This window comes from Sphingomonas caseinilytica, assembly GCF_023516455.1.
In the GTDB taxonomy this organism is placed as follows: Bacteria; Pseudomonadota; Alphaproteobacteria; order Sphingomonadales; family Sphingomonadaceae; genus Sphingomicrobium; species Sphingomicrobium caseinilyticum.
Genome location: NZ_JAMGBA010000001.1, coordinates 180725 through 206508, shown reverse-complemented (window position 1 = coordinate 206508; position 25784 = coordinate 180725). Strand labels below are relative to the sequence as shown.

The following is a 25784-nucleotide window of genomic DNA, read 5'->3' as shown; positions in this document are numbered from 1 at the left end:
CGGCGCCACGCGCGTCACCAGGCAGCCTCATATAGGCGCCGCGCATCTTCTTCCTCGATCGGGCATGGGTTGTTCACGAGCAGCCGGGTCTGCCGCATCGCTTCCTTGGCCAGCATCGGGATATCCTCCTCCGGAATGCCATGATCGCGAAGCCGGGGTTTCAACCCGCTTTCCGCGACCAGCCGGTCAAGCCGGTCGATCAATGCTGCACATCGCGCCTGGCTCCCCTGCCCCTCGCATTCCGGTACCAGGATCGGCGCCAGTTCGGCATAAAGCTCCCTTGCCGCCTCACTGTTATGCTGCAGCACGACCCGCAGCATCAGCGCATTGGAAAGTCCGTGCGGCAGATGGTGGATTCCGCCGAGCGGATAGGCCAGCGCATGAACGCCGGCGACCGGGGCATTGGCGAAGGCCAGACCGGCAAGATGCGCGCCCAGGAGCATCGCCGAGCGCGCCTCGACATTCCGCGGCTCCTCGATCGCCCTGATCAGATTGGCCGACAGCAGGTTTAGCGCCTCGCGCGCCAATGCGTCGGACAGCGGGTTCTTGAGCCGGACCGACGTATAGGCCTCGACCGCATGGACGATGGCGTCGATGCCCGTCGCCGCCGTGACATGAGCCGGAAGGCCCAGCGTCAGGCTGGCGTCCAGCGCCGCCCAATCGGCCACCAGCGGCCGCGAATTAACGGCCAGCTTCACGCCTCCCTCGCAGGTGATCACGGAGATCGGCGTCGCCTCCGACCCGGTACCGGCCGTCGTCGGAACCAGCGCAAGCGGCAGGCGCGCGCCCCTCGCGATATCAACGCCCCAAACCTCATCGAGCACATCGCCCGAACCGAGCAGGTAAGCCGCCAGCTTTGCGACATCCATCGGACTGCCGCCTCCGAAGCCGACGACATGAGTGACGTCATGACGCCGTCCCAACTCGACCGCAGCAAGCAGCGTATCCTTCGAAGGATCGGCTTCGACGCTGTCGAACAGGATGATCTCGCGCCCGCCCGCCTCGAGCGCAGACCGGCACGCGTCCGTCAGACCGAGGCGCAGCACGTCCTTGTCTGTGACGAACAGGCATGGCCCGTCAGGAAGCATATCGGCGAGCCGCGTTGCGCAGCCATCTCCGGATATGATTCTTGGACCGCGATTAAAGGTGAAGGGGCGCATGGGCGCCGACGCTAATGATTTAGCCGTCGCGATTCCAGATGAAGTCTCGTTCCAGCCTGCCCATCAAGGCGCGCGCCGGGCTCGGCGCGGGCTCATCCACTAGCTGGCCTTCGTCCAGTCGCTTGATCCGGGAGTAAAGATCCGCGCTCGAATTGATGAGGCGTTGCGCTGCTTCCGGCATCTGGACGATCACGGCGGGATCGCTCTCGTTGGCATGGCCAAGCCGCCGCTCCGGACGCCTGCCGTCCACCGACCTGATCTCTCCGCTCTCCACCGCCTTCTGGGTCAATAGCCAGGCGACGATATGCATGATCCGGGTCGTGACCTTCAACGACTCACAGGCGAAGCCAACGCGGGCAAAAGGCTCCAGCAATTGCCGGTCATCGCGCCCGGTTTCGTCAAAATAGGCACGCGCCTCATCGGCCAGGAGCATCGCTTCCGTATAAAGGGAATCGATCAGCCGCGGCGTGATCCGCGCTTCCATTCCCTGCCATTCTTCGTCCGATTCGGTCATGCGACGCTGATTCTGCCATCTAGGAGGACCATAGGAAACGCCCGTCTCGGCAATTGGGCAATGCGGCAGAACCGGCTGTCCCGCCCGTGGACATCAATCTTCACGCGATGATGTCGGGAATGATGCGGTCGCTAAGGACCTGAATCTCGTCCTTCAGCGCCAGCTTCTTCTTTTTCATCCGCGCCAGCTCCAGCTGATCGCAATTTCCGGATGATCGCAGGAGCTCGATTTCCTCGTCGAGACGGCGGTGCTCGGCTTTGAGAAGCTGGAGAACTTCTCGCGGATCGTCGTCGTTCATGTCCCTGCCTTACAGGAAGCACATCCTGCCGTCACGTTTGGCCCATCATCGCCAAGACGTATTTTCTGCCCGTCGAGCCGTGATCTTTGCCTAGCGACAAACGCTTCATTTCGTGATTTATTCACGAAGTTGTCACGCGTCAGCCAACGAAAGGAAATTGACCGATGGACAAGGCCCATGCCGAGGCAATCGCATCTAAACATGCCGCTCTTCACGCAGTTATCGACGCAGAAGAGCATCGCCCGCATCCGGACCTGGACTTGTTGACGCGCTTGAAGAAGGAAAAGCTTAGGCTGAAGGATGAGCTAGTCGGACACTAGCGCACGTAGGCCAGAAAAAAGGCCGGCCACTCTTAAGAGCAGCCGGCCTTTTTTGTGAGAACCGTCATTGAAGTGCTCGCCAATCCCCCGGATTGGCTGCGCGCTTCAATCGTCCCGCGAGACTCGCTCGATCCGCTCATGCTTTTCCTGGGCTTCAAGGGTCATCGTCGCGATCGGACGGGCCTCGAGCCGGGCAAGCGAGATGGGATCGCCGGTCACTTCGCAATAGCCATATTCGCCATCGTAGAGGCGGCGAACCGCCGCATCGATCTTGGCGATCAGCTTGCGCTGGCGATCGCGGGTGCGAAGCTCGATCGACCAATCGGTTTCGCTCGATGCGCGGTCGGCAATATCCGGCTCGCGCAGTGAATCGACCTGAAGCTGCGCCATGGTCGCGCGGCTTTCCTCAATGATGGATTCTTTCCAGTCCTTGAGCTTCTGCAGGAAATAAGCCCGCTGCTGAACGCCCATGAAGTCTTCGTCCTCTGCGGGACGATAGCCTTCCGGCAACACTATCTGGTCAAATTGTTCTGAACCTGAACCGTAAAGGTCCACTAGAGCGGTAGCCATTCACTCCCTCCCCGACACAAGCGCCTGCCGCTGCCGCGACCGGTGCTCCGGTAACGGCCGGAGGCAAATACACTATACATTCCCGATACTTAACCCGGGTATGCTAGTGTCCCCAACGCGCTAATAGTTAAGGCTGGCCGCCTTAACAAGGACTGACCGGCCATTTTCCAAATTAACTGTGGATTGTTGCGGGGATGCCTCAGGTGGTTGTCCCATCGCCGCACAATCCGCATAGGATGACCGAAATGCGCATTCTCCTGACCAATGACGACGGCATCCATGCCCCCGGTTTTGCGGTGCTCGAGTCGATCGCCGCGAAGCTGTCGGACGACATTTGGATGGTCGCTCCCGCCGAAGAGCAATCGGGCGCCGGCCATTCGCTGACGCTCAGCCGCCCTATCCGTCTTCGGAAGCACGGCGACCGGAAATATTCGGTCAGCGGAACGCCGACCGACGCCGTGATGATGGCTCTGGCCCATGTCATGAAGGACAATCCGCCCGACCTTATCCTGTCCGGCGTCAACCGCGGCGCCAACTTGGCCGAGGACGTCACCTATTCCGGAACCGTCTCGGCCGCGATGGAAGGCGCGCTGGCCGGCCTGCGCTCGATCGCTCTTAGCCAGGTCTACTCTCGCGAAGGACTTGGCGACCAGGTACCGTTCGCCGCGGCCGAAGCTTGGGCCGAGCGCGTGCTCCGCCCGCTAATGGAGGCGCCCTTCACGCCGGGCACGCTGATAAATGTGAATTTCCCTGCGATGGAACCCGACGCGATCAAGGGTGTCCGAGTCTGCCGGCAGGGTATCCGCGACTATGGGCGGCTGAGGATTGTCGAACGGACCGATCCCCGGGGTTATCGCTATTATTGGTTCGGTCTTGCCCCGACCGTCGAAACGCCGGGCCATGTCACCGACCTCGAAGTGGTCGCCGACGGCTATGTGGCCGTCACGCCGCTCTATCTCGACCTGACGCACGAGCCTGGTCTCGATCTCTTGGCCGACCGGTTTGGAGAGAATGTCCGGTGACGATCCCGGTCACGGCCGAGATTCGAACGATATTTGGCGCAGTGCCGTCTGAAAGACGGCGGGAGCTTGTTCGGCTCAGCCTGCTGATGCCGATCGCGGCAGCCGCCGAGATGCTCATGGTTGCCGCGGTCGTTCCGGTGCTCTCGATCCTGACCGGAAGAGGCCCGGAAATGGCGATTCTGCCGATGCTGCGCGGCTGGATCGAGTGGATTTCGCCGGATTCGCCACTGTCGGCGGCCGCTATCCTGTTCGTGGCCGCGTCTCTCACGGCCGCCGCGCTAAGGCTGCTTCTGTCCTGGTCGACGCTTCGCTTCTCGGCCCGGTTTGGCCACGATCTCAACCTCGCCGTCCAGCACCGGCTGCTTCACCAGCCCTATCTGTTCCATGTCGAGTCCAACAGCAGCAAGCCGGTCGCATCGTTGGATAAGGTCGACCAGCTCGCCTTCGATCTGGCGCAGCGCGGCCTCCAAGGCATCAGCGCCGCAATCATTTCGCTGGCGGTTATCGCCGTGCTGCTCAAGGTAGACCCGCTCAGCGCAGCCGCGGCGGCGGCGCTAGTCGCAATGCTCTACGGCTTCGTATCGATCATGTTCCGGCGCCGGCTCAACGCCAGCACGGACATATTGGCCCGTGCCTATGAGCGACGGATTCAGCAGGTGCAGGAAAGCATTGGCGGCATTCGCGACGTCATTATCGACCAATCGCAGCCTACCCACCTCGCCGCGTTCAAATCGATAGACCAACCCTTCCAGCGTGCTCGGGCCGAGGCGATGTTCCTTACCGGAGCGCCGCGATACCTTGCCGAAGGCATCGGCCTTTGCCTCATCGCCCTATTCGGTCTGTTCCTGGCTACTCGACCCGGCGGCCTTCCTGCCGCGCTCCCCGTGCTGGGAGCGCTGACGCTTGGAGCGCAGCGACTGTTGCCGCTCAGCAGCCAGATCTACTCTGCCTGGACCGGCTTCACTTCATCCGCACCGATCTTGCGGGACGTCACCTCCATGCTGAGGCTGCCGGTCGATCGGGTGGAAGAACATCACACCAAAATTTCGTTCCACAAGGACATTAAATTTCAACAGGTTGGATTTCATTATTCAGATCGAGAAGCAGCCGCCCTTAGCGATCTCGACTTTGCCATTCCACATGGTGCTCGCACTGCGATCGTTGGCAAAACCGGCGCCGGCAAAAGTACGCTGGCCGACTTGCTGATGGGCCTAATCGAACCGACCGAAGGCCAGATATTGGTGGACGGCAGGCCGCTTCTCGCCGCCGACCTCGCGGCCTGGCGAAGATCGGTCGCCCATGTGCCGCAGTCCATCTTCCTCGCGGACACGACGATCGCGAGAAACATCGCCTTGGTGGCCCCCGGCGAGGAACCGGATGTGGCCCGGGTCGCGGCGGCCGCAGGCGCAGCGCACCTCGATGCATTCATTGCCTCACTTCCGCACGGATATGACACGATGATCGGCGAACGGGGGGCAAGATTGTCCGGAGGCCAGCGGCAACGCCTCGCTTTGGCCCGCGCGATTTACAAGCAGGCGCCTTTGCTGGTGCTCGACGAAGCGACGAGTTCGCTGGACGAGGAAACGGAGGCCGCGGTGATGGCGTCGCTCGACCGCTTGCAGGAGCGCGGCTGCACCATCGTCATCATCGCCCACCGCTCCTCGACAGTGGAAAGCTGCGACCAGTTGTTGATGTTGGACGAAGGAAGATTGGTGCGCTCCGCCGCGGCACAGGAAATGCCTGTCAGGCGGCCAAGGCCATCCGGCCCTTCTGCTCCCGCATCCACGCCTGGAACATCAGCACCGCCCACAGTGCCGGCGTTGCATCGCGCCGGCCGGCAAGATGGTCCTGCCAGCGGCGCTGAACGATCGCCGGATTGAACCAGCCCTCCTCGGCCATATGCCTGGGATCGAGCAACTCTTCCGCCCAAGGCCTCAGCGGTCCCTTGATCCATTGCCCCACCGGAATCGCAAAGCCGGCCTTCGGCCGTTCGAACAAGTGGCGGGGCGCCTCCCGATACAGGAGCTGGCGCAAGACGTGTTTCCCCTGCCCGCTGCGGATCTTCATGGTCTCAGGAATACGGGCAGCCAGGGCGGCGACGCGATGGTCCAGGAAGGGAACTCGTGTTTCCAGGCCGACCGCCATCGATGCGCGATCGACCTTCGCCAAAATATCGTCGGGCAAATAGCTGACGGCGTCGCAATACATCATCCTTTCGGTGTCGCTGGCGCTATCACCCACATCTAGATCGAAGCCTGCTTGAACGTCGGCAGACAGCACCGGATTCTCCCCGGGACCCCATTCGTCGAGGAAGCTCAGGTAGATATCATCGAATGTTGAGGCGGATTGCGCGATCCGGAGTCCCTTCTGGATACGGGCACCGACAAACGGCCCGCTTGAACCATGGACCAGTCGCGCCATTCTTTCCCAGGCGTCCGGCGAAATGCGGGAAAGCGGCCCCGCGGCGATCGACCTTAGCGCTAGTGGAACCCGCCGGAGCTGACCCCACAGCCGGGGTGCCATGACATGCCGATTGTAGCCGCCGAACAGTTCGTCCCCGCCATCGCCGGTCAGCGCCACCTTTACGTCGTGCCGTGCGAAACGGCTGATCAGTAATGTCGGGATCTGGGAAGAATCCGCGAAAGGCTCATCGAACATCGTCGGCAGCATCGGAATGGCGTCACGCGCCTCGGCGACCGTCACATAATACTCGTGATGGATCGTCCCCAGCTGCGCTGCGACGGCCTTGGCATGTTCGGCCTCGTTGAAGCCGGCCTCGTCGAACCCGATCGAATAGGTTCGAACCGGCTGCGCCGAATATTTCTGATAAAGGGCGACGATCGTCGAACTGTCGATGCCGCCGGAAAGGAAGGCGCCGACAGGGACGTCGGCGAAGGACTGTCCCCCAATTGACTGGCTGAGCGCCCGCTCAAGCAGTTCGATTGCCTCGGCCTCATCCTCGATCGGATTTGCCAATCCCTCGCGGACGACGTCGCGATAGTTCCAGTAGCGGCGGAGCTGCACGGGGCCAGCCCTACCCTCCTCTGCCGGGCCGGATCCGGGCTGTTCCAGTGCTGCCGGCGACACGGTGAGGATGGTGCCAGGCAGCAGTTTGAAAATGCCCCGATAGATGGACAGTGGAGCGGGAATGTACGTCCGCGCCACGAAGGCTTTCAGTGCGGCCCGGTCGATAGTCGGTTCGAACTTTGGATGGGTGCGGAGTGCCTTCAGTTCCGACCCAAAGACCAGGTCGCGACCCGCCCAGCCATAAAATAGCGGCTTCTCCCCAAACCGGTCGCGGGCGAGGTGAAGCAGCCGTTCCTGGCGGTCCCACAGTGCCAGGGCGAACATCCCGACCGTCCTGGATATTGCGACTTCAACGCCCCACGCGACAAAGGCCTGGAGCAGGATTTCGGTGTCGGAGTGGCCGCGCCAGCCGGTCTCGGGCGTCAGGCCCGCTTGCTCGAGCTCGGTGCGAATTTCGGCATGATTATAGATCTCGCCATTGAAGCAGATGACGAAGCGCCCGTTCGCCGAGTGCATCGGTTGATGCCCCTCGGCCGAAAGATCGAGGATCGATAGACGTCGATGGGAAAATCCGATCCCGGCGCTTTCGTCCGACCAAATCCCCTGATCGTCCGGCCCACGGTGCGCGATCGCATCGCCCATCCGCCTCAGCAGAGCCGGGTCGATGCGGTCGAGAGTGAAAAGGCCGGCAATTCCGCACATGGATTTGTCGTTTCGCTTGAACTCAAAGAAGTGAAAGGGAAGTATTCTCGTTCATGCGTCTGGGCAAACCCGGAAAGCCACGACGCGAACCGGCGCCCAGTTCGTCGAGCACTCAATCTAGCTATCGATAGACCCAATTGGCCGCGCGGGGTTACCGGCGACGATCGTATTAGGGGGGACGTCCCTCGTCACGACGCTTCCGGCGCCGATAATGCTTCTGCTGCCGACTGTCACGCCGGGAAGGATGATTGCACCGGCACCGACCCAGGCGCCACGCTGGATGGTTATCGGCTCCTCCTTGTAGCCGCGCGTCTCGGTCGACTGGAAACCGGCCGCCTGAAGTCCTCCATCGAGCAACATGCAGCGAGCCGAAAGAACGACATCGTCCTCGATCGTGATGCCGGTCCGGCCGAGGATGAACACGTCATGGTTGATCGCGCACCGAGTGCCGATCCGAACATTCTTCGGATTGATGACGGTGAAGTTGCCGAAAACTTCCACCCGCTTGCCAAATTTCCGGTAGCCCTTGAGCGCCAGCCAGTAGCGCCTTAACCGTTGCAGCAATGGCCCCTCCCATCTCTCCATGCATATAAGCAGCATCCCCTGCCATGGGGCCAATTGAAATCGCTATGCGTGGCCGGTTAGCTCCGCAACCATGATGAGTAGGTCTCGCTCGCGGGTTGCGGAAATGTTGGCGGAGGGCCGGCAGGTCATCCATGCGAGCATGTCCAGCCTGGCGCTGCGCATCGCTGGTCTCGCGTCCACATTCCTGCTCGGTGTGTTGCTCGCTCGACTATTGGGCCCAGCGCAATTCGGCATCTATGGACTGGTGACGACGCTTGCGGCGCTGGGAATGAGCGCGGGGCTATTGGGAACGCCGCAGCTTGCCGTGCGGGAGTTCAGCATTCGCAAGGACCGCGGGGATTGGGCCGGGATTCGATCCCTGTTCAAGCGCTTCGGGCTGGCTACGGCCGCCGCGTCAGCACTGATCGCAGTGATCGCGATCCTCGTCGGCGCGACACTCGATAGCGGCGACGGGAGCACGATCAGCCTCTTACTCCCGGGAGCGGCCTTGATGATGCTCATCGGCGTCACGTCGTTACTGGCTGCTGAGCTTAGAGGCCTCGGACAGCTGTTCAGGGGCCAGGTCATGGATATCTTCGCCAGGCCCGTCCTCACGCTTGTCGTCATGCTGTCCTTGTTGCTGGCTGGCATTGGCCTGACCGCAACATTGGCCCTGTGGGCACAGGTGTTCGTTGCATTGATTGCGGCAATTGTCAGCTTCGCATGGATCAGGGGCGCAATCCCGCGCGGTGAGGGCCAGACTGACACCTTGCCGGCCATCCCCTGGGCCGCGGCTGCCCTGCCCCTTGGCGCGGTCGATATCCTCCGCCAGCTCGACGGGGCCTATGGCGTGGTGATGATGGGATGGCTTGCAAGCGACGAAGCGCTCGGCATCTTCCGTGTCGCAGTTGCGTGCAGCGTCGTTGTCGCGATGCCCGTCACGATCCTGCATGTCGTCCTTGCCCCGCGACTTGGGCCGCTCCAGAAGTCAGGCCGGGTGGTCGAGCTGCAGCAGTTGCTGAGCCGGACCAGCATGACGCTCGTCCTCGCGGTCGTTCCCATTACCCTTGCTGCATGGCTCATCGGCCGCGACCTCATCGAGCTGGTATTCGGCCCGGCCTATGGGTCGGCATGGCTGCCATTGTTCCTGATGTGCGTGGCACAACTTGTCTTCGCCTTCTTCGGAATGGGGCCAATCCTGCTGGCGATGTGCGAAGGCGAACGTCACCTGATCCGGATCTACCTGTTTTCCGTTGGGCTGGGCATGCTGGCCGCCGTCCCGCTGATCATGGAGTTCGGCCCGGCCGGTGCGGCCGCCGCCATCATCCTGTCCAACGGCTCAACCGGGTTCCTGTCGTGGCGATGGGGGCTACGCCGGCTTGGCGTCGATTCTACTCTTCTTCCGCTACTGCGGTCTGCCGCCTGAGCGCCGCGCAGCCCATCGCGCAAACCGGTCGGGCCCGGCAAGCAAGACACCTGTGAAACGTGCCACCTCCTTCGCCAACTCTCCTTTCCTGAGAAATTCGCGGGCACTGCCGGCAAACCCGGAGAACGCCCGGATGGCCCCAACATTATGGAGAGAGGCTAGATAGGCGTTCGCATTTGCTCGGCTCTCAAGCATGAATTGGACATGGCCAGGTAATTCCCGACTGACTGCGATGTCTTTCATCGCCAGAAGCGTATTCTTGGCCCTGGTAAAGTTCCGGACGGCGCGATCGGCGGTGCCTGCATCGCCGCTGTGATTTGCCCCATGCAGGCGGTAGCGAAACAATCGCGCCGGCAAGAAGGAAGCAGTTGCGCCACCCAATGACGCGACCCAATAGGCAAGCGGCCAATCCTGATAGGTGTTGGCGGGGTCGGGCAAGGCCGTTGCCCAACCGGCGAACTCATCCAGGCGGGCCCGCGATCTGCGAATGCCCAGCGCGCTTCCCAACCACACATAGTCGCGGTGATGCAGGATAGCGTCGATCACCGCGGGACCGCGACTGGCCACCGACAGCGGACCCAGGACCTGCTTGGGACGCGAAATCCTCTCAACGAACTCGCCATCCTGGTCGATAAAGCCGAGGTCATGCGTCACCAGTGCGCAGCCTGGATCCTGGTCAAATGCAGCGACGCAAAGCGACAGCTTGTCCGGTTCCCACAGGTCGTCGCCGTCTAGAAAGAAAATGAGTTCGCCGCTGGACGACTTTATCCCTTCCAGCGTGGCCAGCAGTACGCCGCTGTTGCTTGGCGTGCGGACGTAGCGGACCTCCGGATGGGACTGGATGATGGCGGCGCTTGCGTCGGTGGAGCAGTCGTCGACGACAATGATTTCCACTGGCACCGGGCAATCCTGGGCGAGCACGGACTCGATGGCCTTGCCGATGTATCGTTCCAGGTTGAAGCAAGTGATGATGACGGAGACGCTGGCCATTGCGGCAGGTGATGGCACGGACATTGGCGTCGCACCACCTCGGCGGCGCCTCGCGGGAACTGATCTTGTCGCCCATTGGCGATCGGCTAAGTCTCAAGCGAAGCCGATGAAGATACTCTACATCACCTACGACGGCCTGACCGACTTTATCGGCCAGTCACAAGTGTTGCCCTATCTATTGGGCAGTGCGGCGGCTGGCGCGCGCTTCACCGTTGTCAGCTTCGAAAAGCCCGACCGACAGGCGATCATCGGGGCTGAGGTCGAGCGCACTTGCCGCGATGCCGGAATCGATTGGCGCCCCAAGCGATTCCGAAGCAGCCCTCCTTATCTCGCCAAATTCATCGATCAGCTGGCCATGCAGCGGGCAGCCAGCGCTGCAATTGGCGAAACCCGCTTCGATCTTCTTCATTGCCGCAGCTACCCTGCCGCGATGGCCGGATTGGCGATCAAGCGCCGCCACGGCACGCCGTTGCTATTCGACATGCGTGGTTTCTGGCCGGACCAGCGCCGCGAAGGGGGCCGCTGGTCGCGGCGTAGCCCGATCGGCAACTGGTTGTATCGGCGCTGGAAGGGCCATGAGGCGCGGCTCGTAAAGCAAGCGGACCACATCATCGTACTGACCCATGCCGCAAAACGGGAGGTCGAGAGTTGTGCCGCCTATCGGGGGGCACCCATTTCGGTGATCCCATGCTGTGCCGATTTCGACATATTCGAGGTTGCCGACCGGTCGGCGGCGCTTGAGACGCGACTGCGGCTTGGGATCGGCCCGGAAGATCCGGTTCTCGGATATCTTGGATCGATTGGAACGGTCTACATGATCGGCCGCCATCTTCAGCTTTTCGAGGCCATCAAGCGCCGCGACCCGCGGGCGAAGGCGTTGTTTATCGGGCGCAACCAGGCGGCGGAGATATTGTCGCTGGCCGCCGACATGGGGGTCAGCCTTGATGAAAAGGATGTGATCGTCGTCGCGGGGGAACGAAGCGAATTGCCCAAATGGCTTGGCGCCGTCGATGTAGGTACCTGCTTCATCATTCCGCGGCCTTCGAGCAAGGGCGTATCGCCGACAAAGCTTGCCGAATATCTGGCGAGCGGCATCCCGGTTATCGCCAACACATGCGTCGGGGACGTGGAAGAGATTGTGACGAAGCTCGACGCGGGGCACCTCCTTTCCGATTTCGGTGCGGAGGATGTGGGCGCTGCGGTCGATGCATTCTTCAAGTTGCGGACCGTTGACCGTCAGGCATTGCGGAGGCGAGCGCAGCCGTTCGACCTCGACGTGGCAGCCGACGCTTATCAGGCCATTTATCGTGATCTTCACACCGCGGTCGATGTAGGATTGCGATGAGCGACAGCGCCTCCCGCCTGGTGATATTCGACGTCTGTGACACCCTCTACGACGCCAATACGACCATTGGATTCATTCGCTACTATCAGTCCCGCCATGCGAGCGGTGCGCTCGCAAAAGCCCTTTCGCGCTGGCTCGATCGAGGGTCGCCATTCTTTTACGCGGGCGCGGCGGCGCATCATTTGCTCGGTTGGGATGTCGCACGACAGCGGATCATTGCCGCATTGGACGGCGAACCCCGGAGCCGATTGACGGATGCAGCATTTCAATATGTGCGCGACATCCTTCCGGCATCCGCCAACCAGCCAATTCACGACAGGCTGAAAGCGCATCAAGAGGCTGGGGATCGGGTCATATTGATGTCGAGCAGCATCGATCTGGTCGTCAGCCAGATCGCAGCCGTCCTGGACACCGAATATCGGGCATCCGTCCTGGAATTCGACGACGACCTGTGCACGGGGCGCTTGGCCGCCGACCTTACCGGTAGAAAAGCGGATCAACTGCGCGGCCTTGCGGGACCGGGTATCGAAACCTGGGTCTATACCGACAACCGATCCGACAAGAATCTGGTAGCAAGTGTGGGCCGAGCGACAATCGTACTGCCGCGCGGCAGACGGCAGGACCGATGGGCGGGGGATAATTGTGAATATATCAGCCTCTAGGGCGATCTGCCTGTTCCCCTTTGCCTACTTCGCTACTTCCCGTGCCTGGACGTCGCGCGAAATGACCTATCTCGTCGCGACATCATGGCTGCCCGCGATTTGGCTGCTGTGGAGGCTAACCGACCTCAGTGTAGCCGGTTCGGCGCTCGCCTTCGCTGCGGGCTATCTCGCCTATATCTCGATTTACGAGATCGGATACCTCGTCAACGATGCCTGGGACGCACCCCGATCACCGCAAGGCCGTCAGCGATTGAATTTTCCAATTACGCCATCATTCGCGCTGGCATTCGTTGCAATTCGTCTTGCCGTCTGGGCGGTCGTCGGCGTGTTGACCGGATGGATCGACAATCCGCTCTGGCTGGCCGGCTACGCAGCGCTGTGCCTGGCCATCGCCCAGCACAATATATTCCAGTCGAACGGGCTGCGCCTGGCGTCCTTCTACGAACTTGCAACCCTTCGGTTTCTACTGCCAGTCTTGGCTGCCTTGCCCGCCGCCTCGCTGCCAGCGGCGATCCTGACAGCGTTGCTGTTATACAGCTTCCCACGATTCCTGGGCTATCTGGACAGTAAGGACATATTGAACCTGCCTGAGCGGAGGGAGCCGCAGTTCGGCTTCTTCCTCATCCTTTCACTGGCGCCCTTGCTGCTCTTTTCAGCTTACCTGCTCCGAACGACGGCATTGGTCGAGCTGACGGCATATTATCTTGTCATCTATGGAATCTGGTGGGCGATGGCTCGGCTGCCGCAGGCCCCGCGCTAGAACAAGTCGGGCTGGATCCGATACGGTACCCAATATTTCGCATGGGCGGCATAGTTCAGCCAGACGAACATCACTGACACTGCGTAGCAAATCACCAGCATCCGCCCGGGCTGCTTCAACAATTGGGCAAGTCGCGGCAGCACGGCGAGTTGCAGGGGGATCAGATAGAGCGACAGCCTGTCGATCACCGTTGTCGAAGGCAGGATCGCCAGTGCCAAGGGCATCACCGCCGCGGCCCAGGCGAAATAGGTCCACATCCTTCCCTCAACCGGACTGAACGACAGGCGGCGGCGGAACATCAGGAGGGCGACCGCGGGCACCAGGTTCATGACGACCCTGATCAATGCTCCCTGGGAATTATATTCCGCATCGATGTAATTGCGAACGAAGCCTTCGACCGAAGACGATAGGAAAATGTCGTACAGGAGGATCGTACCGGCGATCCCGGCCAGCAGGTTGAGAAGCCGGCTGCGTTGGCTGGCGAAGACCACGAGCGGCAAGATCGCTACGACGGTTTTGTGAAACAGGGCGGCCACCGCGATATAGATGGTGAAGCGAAGGACCGACGAGCCACGTTGCAGCGAAGCCAGGCCGGCCATCAATATGCCGATGGCAGCTGCCTGTCGCGTGTAGCCCATCGCCACGACTACCACGAGATAAGGGACGGCGACGACGAAGGTCAGCCAGGGATCCGGTTGAGCGCGCGCAAATCGGTACAGGCCAATCGAGAAAATGGCGCCGCAGATGAGGTTGACCAGCCAAAGTTCGAAACCGGCACGCTGAACGGACCAGTTCACCAGCTGATAGCCCGGATCACCGATGTTCAGAACTCGATGCAGCGGGGCATAGCCCGCATAGGAAAAGAGGAACCTGTACGCCTCCCAGTCCGCGCCGACCTTGTATCGAAGGCCGATCGCGAGGGCGACCAGGACCGTCCCGAAGTAGAGCGGAAGCGACCCGGTTCTTTGGTTCGGCGAAGGACGGTAGAAGAATGATCCCGCGGCGAAATATCCAAGCATCAGCCAATAGACGAGCAAGCGATGCTATCCTTCGCGCAACAGGTCCGCGCGGCCGTTCTAAGTCGGCAATCGCGCACCGTCCAGCAAGCCAGTTCGGCGGTCACGGCTGCTGTGCAGGTGATCCGGTCCATGGCTCAGTCGATGACGATGTGGCGGGTGGGCCAAAGGTCGGTATCCTTTTGCGCCGTCCGCCGGGACTGAATGACCAGCACGATCGACATGGCAAAGACCGCGCTAATGGCGGCTGTTCGCAGCGGATAATCGACCAGGCTGTGAAGGAGGATCGCCGCGGACGCGATCGCTCCCGCCATCGCGAACTGGTCAGCGGCCGGAGAACGCAGCATTTGCACGACTGACCTTCCCCACCACAGCATGAACAGGATGATCAGCAGGACGCCCGGCAGGCCCGTTTCGACGGCTAGCTCAAGATAGTCGTTGTGCGCATGATTGACGTAGTAGCGGTCGATCCTGTCGGCATCTTCCGTCAATACGTAGAGCTTCGGGAAGGTCCCGATGCCGGACCCGAACGGCGCAAATTGAAGCGCCAGTTCAGTGCTGTTCGAAACAATCTCATGTCGCGACGCAATCGACGTGCTGACGCCAAGCTTGTCCATTTGCGATCCAACGGGGCTAGCCCAAAGTATCGCCATCGCCGCCGCCCCGGTTATTCCGATCGCCGCGATCGAACCGCGAACCCACTTGGCCGACAAACCGAAGAGTATCATCAGGCTGGCCAGCACGACCGGAACGCCAAGGCCGTATCCGGCAAGCGACCGATTGAGTGCCAGGCCCAGGATCGCGAGGATCAATCCGCCCGACACAACCGCGGTGCCCACGGCACGCGACCGCGCGTCCGACGACCGATGGCGAATGGTAGCGCCCAGCGATGCAACGAACGGAATTGTGACGAGCAAAAGGCTGGCCATGTGGTTGCTGTTGGCGAAGAAGCCCGTTGCAACTCCGAAATTGCTGATCCGATAGAGATACCACGGGGATTCCATCGGCATGGGGCTGCTGACCTGCAGGATTCCGAGCAGGACGCCGGCCATCGCACCCCCGATCAAAGCCACGGCGAGTGACAGGGCCGAATATCCGCGTAGGCCGATCATGGCGGCAAGCATTCCAAGCGGCGGAAGCAAGGCGGGCAGCATTGCAATGCTGTCGTAGGGAGCCAGCGATACCGGCATTGCCGGCAGCGGAATGCCGAGCAGGTTGAACCCGTCCACGACGAAGTCGCGGCCGGGTAGCGCGCTCCAGACGCTGGCCGGCAGCGGCAACAGCTGCGCCACAAGGATCAAGATCGCGGCCGCCACGATCATCAGTAACTGCCGCACGGGTCGGGTCAGGCTATCGACACGCCATTCGACCAGCGCCCACAGGATGATCGCCACGGCGAGCAGCTGGAGCAGGACATTGCCCAATACTCCCTGCGGACTGCCTCCCAACAGCAGGCAAAGGAACAGATATGCGGGCGCAACCGCGGGCCTTATCCGTTCGATCACCGGGCGACCTCCGGCTGGAGGTTGAATTGGCTGATCGTGACGTCAGCCTGTTGCGGCATTTGCTGAGCAGTCCCGTTCAATTCCAATCGCTGCGCCGGGCAACCGGTAGTCGGCACCGAAAATGATTGCGAAATCGAGCCGGAGCGGATCAGCGGGATGACCGCTACCGGATCCAACGAGGGGAGGCATTTCACGGTCCATTCTAGGGAGCTTGATGACGGGGCCGTCGCCTCGGCCTTCATCGAAAGCCTGTAGCGCCCGGGCTCCAGCACCAGGAGCTGCGTCGCAAGCACCGCGTCGTCACGCCCGTAGAACAATGCGTGAAGCCGGCCGTCCCCTTCCGATTCCGCGACACCCGCCGGACCGGACGCCAGGCTCCATCCGAACGGGGGGGGCGCCGGCTTGCCAAACTCGGGATCAAAGAGGCGGCTCGGCTCGGCAACCACGCCGGCAAAACGAGCCCAGGTCTCACGCGCCATTTGGAACCGTCCGGCATCGACGAGATGGTTCAACAGGCGCCTTTGCCAAATTGCATCCTGCTCGCCGCCTTGGCCGTTCCACAGCCCAAGGATCAGGTCGACGTTTTCAGGATCGGTCGACAGCGCGTCGAGCAACACAGGTTCAAGCTGCGGATGTGTGCGAAGCACTTGCCTGACCTGCGGCGCAGCGCCCGGCGAACGCGCGAAGGCAGCGAGAAAGGGAGCCATGTCGGGGATGCTCTGCGGCACCAGGCGGGCAAGGGTGGAAATCTCGGCGAGCCCCTGCCCCGTCTGCCCGGCCTTCAAATAATGATCCGCCAGGAAGTAACGAGCGGCGATCGTTCGAGGACTTCGTTCGCGGGCGGCAATAAAGGCGCGCAGCGCGAGCTGTTCATCCCCGGCCAACTGGGCTTCGACGCCGCGGACCAGGAAAGGCTCCGGCGCGAGCGGCGCTTTCGCCGATGCGTCCAGCAGGTGATCGATCAGCGCCGGATCGATTGGTTCTGCCGCTGCGGCCTTGGCACCGATTTCCGCAAGGCCCGATTGCAAGACGGCATCCGGATGGCCTGGCCAAAACCTCGACAATTTCGCGGCATTTCCGCCTGAGTACGATTGGCTCAGAGCAACCAGGACGATCAGGATCGCAAGGGAGAGCGCAACGGCCAGCGCCAGTGCCGTGCGACCCCAAGCCATGAAGGGCCGAGTGCGCCTCAGTGCTCCGCCTCGTGCGGGATCATCCGGATTTCCGTCCGCTTGCGGTCGAGCGAGCCATAGCCATAGGCCTTGTAGCCATATCCGCCCATGTCTTCCTTCGACTTGGTCAAGGCGGCGCCGAGGAGGTGAGTCCCCGTGCCACCGAGCATTCGCAAGGCTTCAACCGCGGCCTTCGTTCGGGTTTTCCCGCTTTCGATGACGAACAGGACATGGGCGGCGACGGAAGACAGCAGCAATGAATCGGCCAGGCCGATGACCGGCGGAGCATCGACAATGACGATGTCGAACTGCGCGGCGGCCTCTCCCAATATTTCCTGGAACCGCCCGGTGGAAAGCAGGTCGGCGGGATTGGGAGGCAATGGACCGCTGGGCATCAGCCAAAGATCGTCGAACTGGGTCGGAAGGATATGATTGCGCGCCGCCTCGTCATCGCTCGTCAGAAGGCGGGTAAGGCCGACCTTGTCCGAAGCCGCCTTGAAGGCCGGCTTGCGAAGGTCGCCGTCGATCAAAAGCACTGACGCTCCGCGGCGCGCGAAATTCTGGGCAACTGCCAGTGCCGTCGAGGACTTCCCCTCTCCCGACCGGGTGCTTGTGACGACCAGCGTCTTCGGGAGCCCTTCTTCCGTGCTGAAGCGCAGCGAAGTCACCACCGCTGAATAGGCCTCGGAAACGAGCGAACTGGGGTCCCGCAGTGCTTCGACAAACGAGTCTTGTCCGGTCGCCTTGGGAATTGCGCCCAGGCAGCCAAGACCCAGCTTGTTGCGAACATCGTCACGCGTCTTGATCGTGTCGTACAGGAATTCGAGCGCTATCGCGGTGGCCAGCCCGGCAGCCAGTCCCAGCCCGAATCCGATCAGGAGATTGAGCAGCAGATTGGGCTTGTAAGGACCGGTCGGAACTTCCGCCCGGTCGACGATTGAAATCGGCGAGGTCCCGATCCCGCCCGCAACGCCCACTTCCTTGTAGCGCTGCAGCAGCGCCTCATAGAGGCTTCGGTTGGTATCCACTTCACGCTGCAGGATCGTGTACTGGATGCTTCGTCCGCGCAGGTTCAGGACGGAGCTTTTCAGCCCTCCGACCCGCGACTGCAGCGCGCGTTCGGCAGCGAGCGCTCCGCGATATTCGGCGAGCAGCGAATTGTTGCGGCCAGACGATGCCTGGGAAGATTCGCGAGCGATCTGGCGATCCAGCTCGTCGATCCGCGAACGCAGGCTCAACATATCCGGATGCTCCGGCTTCATGAGCGTTCGCTTGTCCTGATATTCCGCCTCCAGAGAGGACCGGGACTGCCGAAGCGCCTGGGTGCTTGCGGTGACGTCAGCTGTCGGACCCACCGACACGCCCGATCGATAGGCACCTTCGGCCGCAACCCTCCTGGCCGTCGCCTCAGCCAATGCCCGGTTCAGCGCGATCAGGGATTCGCCCTGAATGGAGTTGGCGTCGCTCGGTGAGGATCCCGCCTCGCCGCTTCCAGTGACAATGATCCCCTGGGCCTGCGCGTAGGCAACAAGCTGGCGCTCCGAACGCTCAAGATCCGTTCGGGTCTTGGCGATCTGCTTTTCCAGGAAGTTCCGGGCATAGGCGGACGCTTCGAAGCGGCGCTGCAGGTTCGAATTGATAAAGCTTTCGGCAATCTGGTTCGCAATGGTGGCCGAAAGCTGCGGGGACTCGGCGACATAGCTAAACCGGATCAACTGTCCTTCTTCCGGCACTTCCACGTCGAGGCCGCTTGCAACCTTTGACGTTGCCATCCTGAGCCGGGTCGGAACGTTGGCCGTGCTATCGACGAATTCCTTGTTGTTGGGGAGATTGAGATCCTGAGCTGCTCGCTCCGCTATGTTTCGACTGGAAAGCAGCCCGACCTGGGTAGCGATAAAGTCCCAGCTATTCGCCCCGGTCGACGAGCGATCCCGCGATTGCTCGTCCATGATCTCCACCGTGGGCGGATTGACCTCAAGGGTAACCCAGGAACGATAGGTCGGCGGCGTCAGCAGCGTGACGATGATCGCGACCAAAATGCCGAGCGCGAGACAGCCCAGGATCAGCCAGCGCCAGTTATTGACGATGCGGAGCAGCGCCGCGAGATCGAGACCGGGATTTTCCGGCTGTGTTGCGGTCCCCGGACGAAGCCCGCGGCTGGGATCATAACGATCGATCAGCCACGCATCGCCGTCGGGAACTGCAAGATTATTGTTCACCCAGTGACTCCAAGGTCGACGGTTTCCTGGAAGCAGTCATCATAGTGGAGAGAAAATCGATAGTAGCGGAAAGGACTGTAGGATCTGCTTCTGGGCCGCCTTGATCGCCGATCCGTCGATAATGACGATGTCGCCGGCGTAGACCGGTGGATCATTGGCTTCGCCCCGCCGAATGCCCTGCAAATCGAATGCCGCGGCCTGGCGCTGCCCGCCGATCGTCCGGAAGATCGCGACGCGACGGATATTGGCATCCTCCCGCGCGCCCCCGGCCGCGGCCACGGCCTGCATCAGGGTCGTCGGACCACTGACGGGATAGGATCCTGCCCGGTTCACCGCACCATCGACCGTCACGCTTCGGCGCGTCGACGATTTGATGCCGACGCTGACATCGGGATTCTCGAGATATTTGGCGCCGAGTTTCTGCGTCAGCGATTCATCAAGCTCAGCCGTCGTCAAATCATAAGCCCGCAACTCTCCCACCAGAGGCATGGAGATGTTGCCGGCGAGGTCGACATCATAATCTCCCGACAGATCGGGCATTTTGAAAACCTTGACCGTCAACGTGTCCAACGGGGCGATCTTGTAGCCCGCTTCCAGTGGAACCAGCGCCGGCGAGTCCGGCACTCCGAAACTGGAGACATTATAGGGAATGGGGCCGCCAGGGCTGTCCGCGCAACTGGCAAGCGCCAATCCTGCAAGAAGAAGCGCCGGCATTACGAATTTTTTGATCATGGACACTGCCGACTAAAACTGCGCTAAGTTGAGATTCACGATTACGGACAACCTCTTAGATACCCGCTGCGCCTTTTCGTGCAATCGACAAAATGGGTTAATTTAACGTCACGTAAATTAACCCTGATCGGCAGCAGCCGCGGTGTCGAGGAACCAGCGATCCTCGCCCTCGACTGCAAGTGCGGAAAGGCGACCGGTTCGATAGGCTCCAGTATCGATGCCGATCCGATTATGTTCCACTTCGACGTCGTTGCTGATCGTGTGGCCATGCACGACGATCATCCCATGATCGCTTTTATCTTCCAGGAAAGGCGATCGGATCCAGCGCAGGTCCGACTGACTCTGCAGCTCCAGATCGATTCCCGGACGAATTCCGGCATGAACGAACAGATAGTCGCCGAAGCGAAGCGTATCGCCAAAGCCGGAGATGAATTCCACATGAGAGTTCGGAATGATTCCCCGGATCGCCGACAGCGTCGCATGTTCGTTGCGGATGTCCAGCTGCCCAACATCCAGGCCATAGCTGGCCAGGCACTGTGCTCCGCCATATTTGAGCCAGCTCGTCAGGATGCCGCGCTCCCCTTGCAGCAAGCGGAGCAGCACCTCTTCATGGTTCCCGGCGAGGAAATATGGCTTCAGGGTGCTGTGGCGATAATTGCGCAGCCGTTCGATCACGCCGCGCGAATCCGCTCCTCGGTCGATCAAGTCGCCGAGGAAAATCAGGGCGGCCTTCCTTGTCGGTCGGCGATCGATATCCTGCTCGATCTGCAACAGAAGCTGGTCGAGCAGATCGAGCCGGCCATGCACGTCCCCGATCGCATAGGCGCGGCGCCCTCGCGGAGTGCGAGCACGCCCCCCTTCTTTGGAGCGCCATCCGAGCATCTCGATCCTAACTCCTCGGCCGATTGCAAAGTTGCGCGAGCGCTTCGGAATAAGCGCTTGTCACCTTGGCTTCGCTAAACTCCCGCTCGACAATTGCCCGGCCTGACTGCCCCATGGCTTCCCGTTCGCCGCTCGCCATCTGGCCCATCTTCCGAATGGCCGACGCCAAGCTCAACGGCTTCCGCACCGCACACAACAGGCCATTATTGCCATCGCTTACGATATGGCGGTTGCCTGGGACATCGGTGGCGATGAGCGGCCTCGCCATCGCCGCGGCCTCGAGCAAGGAGCGCGAAAGACCTTCCCGATAGGACGGCAGGACAATGGCAGTTGCCGCGGCAATATGAGGCCGAACGTCATCGACCGCCCCCAGATATTCCACCGTACCGTCCGCCAGCCACTGATCGAGTTCTGCTCGTTGGATCGCCGAGCGATTGTCCTCGTCCAGCGGGCCAAGCAGCTGAAAAATCCAGTCGGGATGATCCTGGCGAACCAGTCGTGCAGCTTCCACGAATTCCCGAACGCCCTTGTCGCCGAGCAGCCTACCGACGAACAGGAAGCGGATCGCATCGGGTGTCGGAGCCGGCGAGAAATGCGCAAGGTCCACGCCGGAACCGGGCAATATCCGGACCTGTTCCCGCCGCACGATTCCCCGTTGAATGAAGAGTTCGCTGTCGTCCGGGTTCTGGAAAAAGACGATCGGGCAATTGCGGAATGCCAGCCGATAGAGAGTGCCGACAATGACGGATAGCGGTCCAGGCTTGATGAACGCCGTTCCCAGTCCGCTGACGTTGGGCAACGACGGCACGCCGCAAATGACTGCCGCAAGCGACCCGTAGATATTGGGCTTTGCCGTAAAGCCGATGAATGCTGCGGGCCGGACCCTGCGGATCAGCTTGAGATATTCAAAAAAGAGCAGCGCATCCCGAAAGGGATTGAGACCCGAACGATCGATGGAAATCGGATTCGTCGACGCTCCATGTCGCGCCGCCCATTCCTCGTCCGGTTGGGGCGCCGCAATGACGATGCGAAATCCTTCTGCGGCCAATGCCTTCAGCAAACCGGCCCGAAAATTGGCGACGTTCCAGAATGAATTGGCTGACAGGATGATGGCAGGGCGGGCGCCTGAAGTGGTTCGCACTGCCCATTCCGAAGTCATACCACGATCCTGCTACTGGAGCAGATAGCTTGCCGGTTAATCGCCGCGACGCCAGTCGAAATCTGCCCTCGCTGCAACAGTCGGCGAGAAAATTACAGTTAACTGCCAACCGGCGTGGGCATTCCAGCGGATTATGGCTATGATCGCCAGGACGAAGGCGGCTCAGCCGGTTGAGATCGCCTTTGCCGAGTGGAATGAAGATGCCGAATCTTGTTCGTAGACTCTGTGCTGTGATTACTGCCGTCGCGGTTGTCGCCGTTCCGACGGGCTCGATCGCGGCTGCACCGCCAACCCCGGCGCCCAAGGTACAGCAGGCTGCTGCCGCCGCATCGACCAATCCCTGGCTGACATTGAGCGCGATGACCGGAAGCTCGTCGAGCGCGGCCGCGGCAACGGCCGCCGCTGCAAATGACGGAGGCGAAGCCGGCTTTCCGCCACTCGCTCCGCTTATGGTTATGCTTGGGACGATCGCCTTGGGCGTCTGGATCCTAGTTCATGACGACAACGGGCATTTCTCGATCCAACAAGAGCCGGTCAGTCCTGCTTGAACGCACTGATGCCCCGTGAGGCCGCGCCCTAAGTCCTAGGATTTCAATCCCGGCTCAAGCGGCGAAAGCAAGGTAAACTCGGGGATGTCCGCGGTAACGCGGTCACCTTCCTCGTCGATGAAGATGTAATGGCCCTCCATCGTGCCCGCAGGCGTATCGAGCGGGCAGCCGGAGACATAATCGAAGCTGTCTCCGGGTGTGATCACGGGCATTTCGCCGACCACGCCCTGTCCCCTCACCTCATGGACGTTCCCGCGTCCGTCGACGATCCGCCAGTAACGTTCCATAAGCTGGACCGTCCGTTCCCCGTCATTCTCGATACGGATGTGGTAGGACCAGAACCAGCGATCCTGCTCCGGCGCCGACTGCTCGGGCAGGAAGCTCACGGCAACGCGGACCGTCAGTTCGCCGGTGACCGCGACATTGGGAAATAGCAGGGCGAGTGTATCGGCCATGGTTAACGCTATGCCTGACCCGCAGCCTTTCGCAAGCGCTCAAACAGTCGGATTCGTGACTCGGCGATCGGGGCGGACCGGTCGGTTACCAGGTCGCGAAGCAGGAAATGGCCGGTAAGTGCCAGTCCTTCCAATATTTCCGGCCAGTTCGCCGTGCCCCCTTCGATGACGAACCGTGGCAGCGGCAGCAGCTTCCCGGCATAGGGCTCGGCTTCCGCTGCGCTTACCGCCCGGCCCGATCGGGGACTGACCGCGATCAGCTCGTCATTCGCGCCGGAAACCGCGCATTTCTCCAGATCCAGACCGAACCCAAGTTCCGCGAGCAGTAGCAGTTCGTACCGCACCAACGCGGCTCCCCAGCCGCTGGCCGACGGAGCGGCCTCGATCGCCGCCAGCAGTCCGTCCAGGGCCTGGTACAAGCGCGGATAGGGCTGGCCTTCCGGCAATACCGTCGCGGTCAGTGCAGCGATCCAGTCGATTGCAGCCGCCGGCAACGGCTCCTGCAGAAGCGGTCCACGACTATGGACGAGCTCGATCGTGCCTTGGGCAAGCTGGGCCTCGGTTCGCGCCGATAGCGTTGCCTCCACCTGGTTTCCCGGCATCAGTACGGGCCGCAACTGGCGCCCGCGCGCTCCCCTCACATAGGCCGCCTGCAGGCCATGGTCCGGTGTCATCAAGCGAACGATCGCACCATGCTCGCCATGCGGGCGGAGCGCGACGATGATTGCTGGCGTGGTGAACCGCATCAGCCGCGCGGGTGGAAATAGTCGTGGATCTGGCGCGCCATCGCCTTGCTGATGCCGGGCGCACGCTCCAGGTCCTCAAGCGCCGCGCCCTTGACCGCCCGAGCTGTTCCGAAGTGCATCAGCAGGGCGCGCTTGCGGTTCGGGCCGATGCCGGGGACTTCGTCGAGGGTCGAGGTGGTCAGGCTCTTGGCCCGCTTCTGCCGGTGTGTGCCGATCGCGAACCGGTGGGCCTCGTCGCGCAATCTCTGGAGATAGAAGAGCAGCGCATTGTTGGGCGGGAAGGTGATCTCCCTGCCCCCGGGCAAATGGAACACCTCGCGACCCTCGCGACCGTGATGCGGCCCCTTGGCCACGCCGACGACGGGCACGTCATGTACGCCCAGCTCTTCCATGACCTCGCATACCGCGGATAATTGCCCCTTGCCGCCGTCGATCAGCAGCAGGTCGGGCCATTCGCCGCCGGTCCTGTCGGGATCTTCCTTCTCGAGCCTGGCGAAACGCCGTTCCAACACCTCGCGCATCATCCCGAAGTCGTCACCCGGCGTGACGCCCGACTTGATGTTGAACTTGCGATAGGCGTTCTTGCGGAAGCCTTCGGGGCCGGCGACGATCATCGCGCCAGTGGCATTCGTCCCCATGATGTGACTGTTATCATAGACCTCGATCCGCTTCGGCTGCTCGGGAAGTTCGAAGACCTCTGCCAGCTCTCGAAGCAGCTTGCCCTGCGTCGTTGTCTCCGCCATTCGCCGGTCGAGCGCTTCCTCGGCATTGCGCTTCGCCTGTTCAATCAACTTTCGGCGCGCTCCGCGCTGCGGTTGGCTGATCTCGACCTTGTATCCGGCTCGCTCGCATAGAGCCTCGCCGATCAATTCGGCCTCCTCTAGATCCCGATCGACCAGAATCCGTTTCGGCGGCGGCACCTCCTCGTAAAATTGCATCAGGAAAGTCGATAGCACTTCCTCTTCCGGAACGTCGTTGGTGTGGGCCGGGAAGAAGCTGCGGTGGCCCCAATTCTGGCCGCCCCGAATGAAGAATGCCTGGATGCACATTTGGCCGGCCTTGCTCGCCAGCGCGAAAATATCGCCGTCTCCGAGACCCTCCGAATGGACCGACTGACTGCCCTGGATGTAAGTCAGGGCGCGAAGCCGGTCGCGATAGACGGCGGCCAGCTCGAAATCCTGCTTTTCCGCAGCTTCCGCCATCAGCTTCCCAAGCCGCGCCTGCACCCCGGTCGACTTGCCGGCCAGGAAGAGCTTCGCGTCAGCGACCAGCTCGGCATAATCCCCCTTGCTGATACGATCGACGCAGGGAGCCGAGCAGCGCTTGATTTGATAAAGCAGGCAGGGCCGCGATCGATTGGCAAAAAAGCTGTCAGAACAACTTCTTAAAAGAAACAGCTTCTGCAGCGCATTAAGAGTGCTGGTAACCGAGCCAGCACTTGCGAACGGCCCGAAATACTGGCCCCTCGCCCGCCGCGCACCGCGATGTTTCTGAACGCGCGGAAAGGGATGGTCTTCCCGGAGCAGGATGAACGGAAAGCTCTTGTCATCGCGAAGCAGGACGTTGAACGCCGGGCGAAAGCGCTTGATCAGCTGCGCCTCGAGGAGCAGCGCCTCGGCCTCCGTCCGCGTGGTGACGATCGTCATGTCGCGCGTCTGGGCAACCATTCGCTGCAGCCGCTTCGGCAGTTTCGTGACCTGGGTGTAGTTGGTCACCCGGTTCTTCAGCGCCCTCGCCTTGCCGACGTAGAGCACCTCCCCCTTCGCATCCTGCATGCGGTAGACGCCGGGCCGCGCCGGCAGCGTCTTCAGCACATTGCGGATCGCCTTCACCCCCGCCTCAAGGTCAGGCGCATCCGCCCCACGCAGCGCGTAGGTCGCCTTCTCCTCATTGAAGCGGTCGCCAGACCCCGGAAGGTCGGGCCGGCCGGCGGGCGTTCGGTCCATATTGCTGATGTAGGAGCAGCCTTCGCCTGAAGCCAGAGATCAAC

23 protein-coding genes and 2 pseudogenes are annotated in these 25784 nt (G+C 61.6%); 8 read left to right on the top strand and 17 right to left on the bottom strand.

Annotated features, from left to right (window positions below):
- Positions 1-14: 14 nt before the first annotated feature.
- The 3 genes from LZ496_RS01035 to LZ496_RS01025 all read right to left on the bottom strand — a co-directional run bounded on the left by LZ496_RS01035 (position 15) and on the right by LZ496_RS01025 (position 1972).
- Positions 15-1160 (bottom strand): iron-containing alcohol dehydrogenase, encoded by a 1146-nt coding sequence (locus LZ496_RS01035; RefSeq protein ID WP_249902749.1) that lies wholly within the window; start codon positions 1158-1160, stop codon positions 15-17.
- Between the two features lie 19 nt (positions 1161-1179).
- On the bottom strand, positions 1180-1674 hold the full coding sequence (locus tag LZ496_RS01030; RefSeq protein ID WP_249902748.1) for a DUF1465 family protein: 495 nt from the start codon (positions 1672-1674) through the stop codon (positions 1180-1182).
- A gap of 100 nt (positions 1675-1774) precedes the next feature.
- Positions 1775-1972: a YdcH family protein gene (locus LZ496_RS01025; RefSeq protein ID WP_249902747.1), complete on the bottom strand. Its 198-nt coding sequence runs from the start codon at positions 1970-1972 to the stop codon at positions 1775-1777.
- Between the two features lie 164 nt (positions 1973-2136).
- Here LZ496_RS01025 and LZ496_RS01020 point away from each other — a divergent pair, with 164 nt between their 5' ends.
- Complete coding sequence (locus LZ496_RS01020; RefSeq protein WP_249902746.1) at positions 2137-2292, top strand: YdcH family protein; 156 nt, start codon at positions 2137-2139, stop codon at positions 2290-2292.
- Between the two features lie 105 nt (positions 2293-2397).
- On the opposite strand, the gene dksA is transcribed toward LZ496_RS01020, so the two are convergent.
- On the bottom strand, positions 2398-2862 hold the full coding sequence (gene dksA, locus LZ496_RS01015; RefSeq protein ID WP_436286442.1) for an RNA polymerase-binding protein DksA: 465 nt from the start codon (positions 2860-2862) through the stop codon (positions 2398-2400).
- A gap of 245 nt (positions 2863-3107) precedes the next feature.
- On the opposite strand from dksA, the gene surE reads away from it, so the two are divergent.
- Both surE and LZ496_RS01005 read left to right on the top strand, forming a co-directional pair.
- Positions 3108-3884: a 5'/3'-nucleotidase SurE gene (gene surE / locus LZ496_RS01010; protein WP_249902745.1), complete on the top strand. Its 777-nt coding sequence runs from the start codon at positions 3108-3110 to the stop codon at positions 3882-3884.
- A gap of 86 nt (positions 3885-3970) precedes the next feature.
- Positions 3971-5440 (top strand): annotated as a pseudogene (locus tag LZ496_RS01005) (ATP-binding cassette domain-containing protein); the annotation flags it as partial.
- Positions 5441-5627: 187 nt separating this feature from the next.
- Here LZ496_RS01005 and asnB read toward each other — a convergent pair.
- Positions 5628-7613 (bottom strand): asparagine synthase (glutamine-hydrolyzing), encoded by a 1986-nt coding sequence (asnB, locus tag LZ496_RS01000; protein WP_249902744.1) that lies wholly within the window; start codon positions 7611-7613, stop codon positions 5628-5630.
- A 132-nt stretch (positions 7614-7745) separates the two neighbouring features.
- Positions 7746-7973 (bottom strand): annotated as a pseudogene (locus tag LZ496_RS14120) (DapH/DapD/GlmU-related protein); the annotation flags it as partial.
- 295 nt (positions 7974-8268) lie between these two features.
- Between LZ496_RS14120 and LZ496_RS00990 the strand changes: the two are divergent.
- Complete coding sequence (locus LZ496_RS00990) at positions 8269-9603, top strand: lipopolysaccharide biosynthesis protein (protein ID WP_249902743.1); 1335 nt, start codon at positions 8269-8271, stop codon at positions 9601-9603.
- Here the strand turns inward: LZ496_RS00990 and LZ496_RS00985 are convergent.
- The gene (locus tag LZ496_RS00985; protein ID WP_249902742.1) at positions 9583-10593 is read right to left on the bottom strand and encodes a glycosyltransferase; all 1011 of its coding nucleotides are present in this window, start codon (positions 10591-10593) and stop codon (positions 9583-9585) included. The two genes, LZ496_RS00990 and LZ496_RS00985, sit on opposite strands and share 21 nt — an antisense overlap.
- Between LZ496_RS00985 and LZ496_RS00980 the strand changes: the two genes are divergently transcribed.
- Genes LZ496_RS00980 through LZ496_RS00970 form a run of 3 tightly spaced genes read left to right on the top strand, consistent with a single transcriptional unit; the run spans position 10574 to position 13360 of the window.
- Positions 10574-11938: a glycosyltransferase gene (locus tag LZ496_RS00980; RefSeq protein ID WP_249902741.1), complete on the top strand. Its 1365-nt coding sequence runs from the start codon at positions 10574-10576 to the stop codon at positions 11936-11938. The genes LZ496_RS00985 and LZ496_RS00980 overlap by 20 nt on opposite strands.
- On the top strand, positions 11935-12600 hold the full coding sequence (locus LZ496_RS00975; protein WP_249902740.1) for an HAD family hydrolase: 666 nt from the start codon (positions 11935-11937) through the stop codon (positions 12598-12600). Before LZ496_RS00980 ends, LZ496_RS00975 begins: the two co-directional genes overlap by 4 nt.
- A complete protein-coding gene (locus LZ496_RS00970; protein WP_249902739.1) occupies positions 12581-13360 on the top strand; it encodes a hypothetical protein in 780 nt (259 codons plus the stop codon). The genes LZ496_RS00975 and LZ496_RS00970 overlap by 20 nt, the downstream gene beginning before the upstream one ends.
- Here LZ496_RS00970 and LZ496_RS00965 read toward each other — a convergent pair.
- The 7 genes from LZ496_RS00965 to LZ496_RS00935 form a co-directional block, all read right to left on the bottom strand.
- Entirely contained in the window at positions 13357-14397 is a 1041-nt protein-coding gene (locus tag LZ496_RS00965; RefSeq protein WP_249902738.1) for an EpsG family protein, read from the bottom strand. The two genes, LZ496_RS00970 and LZ496_RS00965, sit on opposite strands and share 4 nt — an antisense overlap.
- Positions 14398-14513: 116 nt before the next feature.
- Positions 14514-15881, bottom strand: a complete 1368-nt coding sequence (locus LZ496_RS14030) for an O-antigen ligase family protein (protein WP_249902737.1) — start codon at positions 15879-15881, stop codon at positions 14514-14516.
- Entirely contained in the window at positions 15878-17053 is a 1176-nt protein-coding gene (locus LZ496_RS00955) for a tetratricopeptide repeat protein (protein ID WP_249902736.1), read from the bottom strand. Before LZ496_RS00955 ends, LZ496_RS14030 begins: the two co-directional genes overlap by 4 nt.
- A 17-nt stretch (positions 17054-17070) precedes the next feature.
- Positions 17071-19272, bottom strand: a complete 2202-nt coding sequence (locus tag LZ496_RS00950) for a GumC family protein (protein ID WP_249902735.1) — start codon at positions 19270-19272, stop codon at positions 17071-17073.
- A gap of 39 nt (positions 19273-19311) precedes the next feature.
- Positions 19312-19986 (bottom strand): polysaccharide biosynthesis/export family protein, encoded by a 675-nt coding sequence (locus LZ496_RS00945; protein WP_249902734.1) that lies wholly within the window; start codon positions 19984-19986, stop codon positions 19312-19314.
- Between the two features lie 135 nt (positions 19987-20121).
- Positions 20122-20886, bottom strand: a complete 765-nt coding sequence (locus LZ496_RS00940) for a metallophosphoesterase (RefSeq protein WP_249902733.1) — start codon at positions 20884-20886, stop codon at positions 20122-20124.
- 7 nt (positions 20887-20893) lie between these two features.
- A complete protein-coding gene (locus tag LZ496_RS00935; RefSeq protein ID WP_249902732.1) occupies positions 20894-22027 on the bottom strand; it encodes a glycosyltransferase family 4 protein in 1134 nt (377 codons plus the stop codon).
- A gap of 218 nt (positions 22028-22245) precedes the next feature.
- On the opposite strand from LZ496_RS00935, the gene LZ496_RS00930 reads away from it, so the two are divergent.
- Positions 22246-22593: a hypothetical protein gene (locus tag LZ496_RS00930; protein WP_249902731.1), complete on the top strand. Its 348-nt coding sequence runs from the start codon at positions 22246-22248 to the stop codon at positions 22591-22593.
- Positions 22594-22628: 35 nt separating this feature from the next.
- Here the strand turns inward: LZ496_RS00930 and apaG are convergent, their stop codons facing one another.
- The 3 genes from apaG to uvrC are packed head-to-tail and all read right to left on the bottom strand — an operon-like array spanning position 22629 to position 25740.
- Positions 22629-23048 (bottom strand): Co2+/Mg2+ efflux protein ApaG, encoded by a 420-nt coding sequence (apaG, locus tag LZ496_RS00925; protein ID WP_249902730.1) that lies wholly within the window; start codon positions 23046-23048, stop codon positions 22629-22631.
- Between the two features lie 8 nt (positions 23049-23056).
- Complete coding sequence (gene recO / locus LZ496_RS00920) at positions 23057-23794, bottom strand: DNA repair protein RecO (protein WP_249902729.1); 738 nt, start codon at positions 23792-23794, stop codon at positions 23057-23059.
- Positions 23794-25740, bottom strand: a complete 1947-nt coding sequence (gene uvrC, locus LZ496_RS00915) for an excinuclease ABC subunit UvrC (RefSeq protein WP_249902728.1) — start codon at positions 25738-25740, stop codon at positions 23794-23796. The genes recO and uvrC overlap by 1 nt, the downstream gene beginning before the upstream one ends.
- Positions 25741-25784 lie beyond the last annotated feature (44 nt).

What these genes read in the sequence shown, in the direction of transcription:
- LZ496_RS00990 (WP_249902743.1), top strand. Translation starts at nt 8,269, where the DNA reads ATGATGAGTAGGTCTCGCTCGCGGGTTGCGGAAATGTTGGCGGAGGGC.
- apaG (WP_249902730.1), bottom strand. Translation starts at nt 23,048, where the DNA reads ATGGCCGATACACTCGCCCTGCTATTTCCCAATGTCGCGGTCACCGGC.
- LZ496_RS01020 (WP_249902746.1), top strand. Translation starts at nt 2,137, where the DNA reads ATGGACAAGGCCCATGCCGAGGCAATCGCATCTAAACATGCCGCTCTT.
- uvrC (WP_249902728.1), bottom strand. Translation starts at nt 25,740, where the DNA reads ATGGACCGAACGCCCGCCGGCCGGCCCGACCTTCCGGGGTCTGGCGAC.
- LZ496_RS01030 (WP_249902748.1), bottom strand. Translation starts at nt 1,674, where the DNA reads ATGACCGAATCGGACGAAGAATGGCAGGGAATGGAAGCGCGGATCACG.
- LZ496_RS00945 (WP_249902734.1), bottom strand. Translation starts at nt 19,986, where the DNA reads ATGCCGGCGCTTCTTCTTGCAGGATTGGCGCTTGCCAGTTGCGCGGAC.
- LZ496_RS00955 (WP_249902736.1), bottom strand. Translation starts at nt 17,053, where the DNA reads ATGGCTTGGGGTCGCACGGCACTGGCGCTGGCCGTTGCGCTCTCCCTT.
- LZ496_RS00980 (WP_249902741.1), top strand. Translation starts at nt 10,574, where the DNA reads ATGACGGAGACGCTGGCCATTGCGGCAGGTGATGGCACGGACATTGGC.
- LZ496_RS00940 (WP_249902733.1), bottom strand. Translation starts at nt 20,886, where the DNA reads ATGCTCGGATGGCGCTCCAAAGAAGGGGGGCGTGCTCGCACTCCGCGA.
- LZ496_RS01035 (WP_249902749.1), bottom strand. Translation starts at nt 1,160, where the DNA reads ATGCGCCCCTTCACCTTTAATCGCGGTCCAAGAATCATATCCGGAGAT.
- LZ496_RS00985 (WP_249902742.1), bottom strand. Translation starts at nt 10,593, where the DNA reads ATGGCCAGCGTCTCCGTCATCATCACTTGCTTCAACCTGGAACGATAC.
- recO (WP_249902729.1), bottom strand. Translation starts at nt 23,794, where the DNA reads ATGCGGTTCACCACGCCAGCAATCATCGTCGCGCTCCGCCCGCATGGC.
- LZ496_RS00930 (WP_249902731.1), top strand. Translation starts at nt 22,246, where the DNA reads ATGCCGAATCTTGTTCGTAGACTCTGTGCTGTGATTACTGCCGTCGCG.
- surE (WP_249902745.1), top strand. Translation starts at nt 3,108, where the DNA reads ATGCGCATTCTCCTGACCAATGACGACGGCATCCATGCCCCCGGTTTT.
- LZ496_RS00975 (WP_249902740.1), top strand. Translation starts at nt 11,935, where the DNA reads ATGAGCGACAGCGCCTCCCGCCTGGTGATATTCGACGTCTGTGACACC.
- asnB (WP_249902744.1), bottom strand. Translation starts at nt 7,613, where the DNA reads ATGTGCGGAATTGCCGGCCTTTTCACTCTCGACCGCATCGACCCGGCT.
- dksA (WP_436286442.1), bottom strand. Translation starts at nt 2,862, where the DNA reads ATGGCTACCGCTCTAGTGGACCTTTACGGTTCAGGTTCAGAACAATTT.
- LZ496_RS01025 (WP_249902747.1), bottom strand. Translation starts at nt 1,972, where the DNA reads ATGAACGACGACGATCCGCGAGAAGTTCTCCAGCTTCTCAAAGCCGAG.